A 1,505-nucleotide genomic window follows, 5' to 3' on the forward strand; every position below is an offset into this window, starting at 1 on the left:
CGGGAATCCAGATACCGTCTCAGCTGTCAAGTATAAAAGTAAACTTTGTTTCTTGTATCTCGAAAGTAATGATCCATCTTGCGGCCGCCGGTTTTTCGGCGGCTGTCTTATTTGCTGCCTTACGTTATTCTCTTGTAAGCCGGTACCTCTCTGTTATAGCCCTATTTAAGGGAATAACAGGGATCAAAGCGCTTCCTGTTTTTCATTACTCCCCAGATGATATGGAGCATCTTTCTCATACAGGCAACAAGTGCCAGCTTTTTGCATTTGCCCCTGTTTAACAGTCTTTCGTAGAACTCCTTTATTACCGGATTTACCCGTGCAGCTACCAGTGTAGCCATGTAAAGATGGTGCCTTATCCTGGAATTGCCCCGTCTGCTTATTTTAGATTTTTTGAATACCGACGTCCCCGAAGTGTGTTCGCTTGGAGCTATGCCTACGAACGAGACAAGGCCCTTAACGCTCTGGAAGTTGTTCAATCCGTCGGATTCGCCCTGCAAGGTAACTGATGTCACCTCTCCTATGCCGGGGATGGATCTCAGAAGCTCTATGTCCTCGCGCATGCCGGGATCGTCGTCTATGTGCTCCTCTATTTCCTTCTCCAGGTTATGTATAGAATCCTCGAGGTAGCTTATGAGTTCCCTTACGTTCCGGACTATCGCCTCCGGTGGTTCCTGCATGCACTCAAGCTTCTCCAGCCTGTTGCATTCAGAGGCATGAAGTTCTGTTAGTTCTTCCCTGCGCCTTGAAAGTTCCCTAAGAGCACGGCCTTCGGGTGAGGGTGCCTTCCATGGAGATATCTGTTCCTTTGTTACTGCCATGGAGAGGTATGAGGCTATAAGCTGGGCATCTGCGGAGTCGTTCTTGTTGGGGGCCATCACTGAAGTGCCGAAGGCTCTTACTGCAGCTGGGTTGAGTACGTATGTTACGATCCTGCCGTTGTGGCTGTTTCCATTGAGATAGTATGCCAGACGTTCTCCATAGACGCCTGTCGATTCCATACCGGCAGCTATTGAGTACTCTTCCTTTCCCGCCTTCTTTGATGTGTTTTTGATCACTGTCTCGACGAGTTTTTTAAATCCGACTTCGTCATTGGGGATACTCTTGTTGGACCAGAGTATCTTATCCTTGTGATCACTCAGCACCACAGCGAGAGTCTTCTTTGAAACATCCACACCCAAAAAGAACATAAGAGACAAAACTGTTCACCTCACAATGAGTATTATGATATTATTTCTCTGCCGGGAGGGCTTCCCACGGCTGCACACTCGCGGAATGCAGGTTCATGCTTTCTATAGAAGCAGACCTATGATACCTGTACGCAGTTATGTGGGGCGGTAGACCAATCTGGATTACAGTCTCTTGGACTTAGCGACTTTTCGGTCTTCCCGGCACCTCTATATCATTAGGGTAATTCTACCCAAATGACCAGTATTATGAAAAGACGCTTACTTTTATTCTTATGTTATCTCTTTGGTAAATATATTTTATGATACGAGCGGCTT

General features: G+C 46.8%; 1 protein-coding gene. It reads right to left on the reverse strand.

Going from position 1 to position 1,505, the window contains the following annotated elements:
* Nucleotides 1–161: 161 nt before the first annotated feature.
* Nucleotides 162–1,190, reverse strand: coding sequence for an IS110 family transposase (locus OLM33_10070; GenBank protein ID MCW1713996.1), 1,029 nt, complete (start codon nt 1,188–1,190; stop codon nt 162–164).
* Between the last annotated feature and the right edge of the window lie 315 nt (nt 1,191–1,505).

The organism is Synergistaceae bacterium DZ-S4 (assembly GCA_025943965.1).
GTDB lineage: Bacteria > Synergistota > Synergistia > Synergistales > Synergistaceae > Caenicola > Caenicola nitritireducens.

Excerpts from the sequence above, each read along its gene's own strand:
- OLM33_10070 (MCW1713996.1), bottom strand. The coding sequence starts at position 1,190 with ATGTTCTTTTTGGGTGTGGATGTTTCAAAGAAGACTCTCGCTGTGGTG.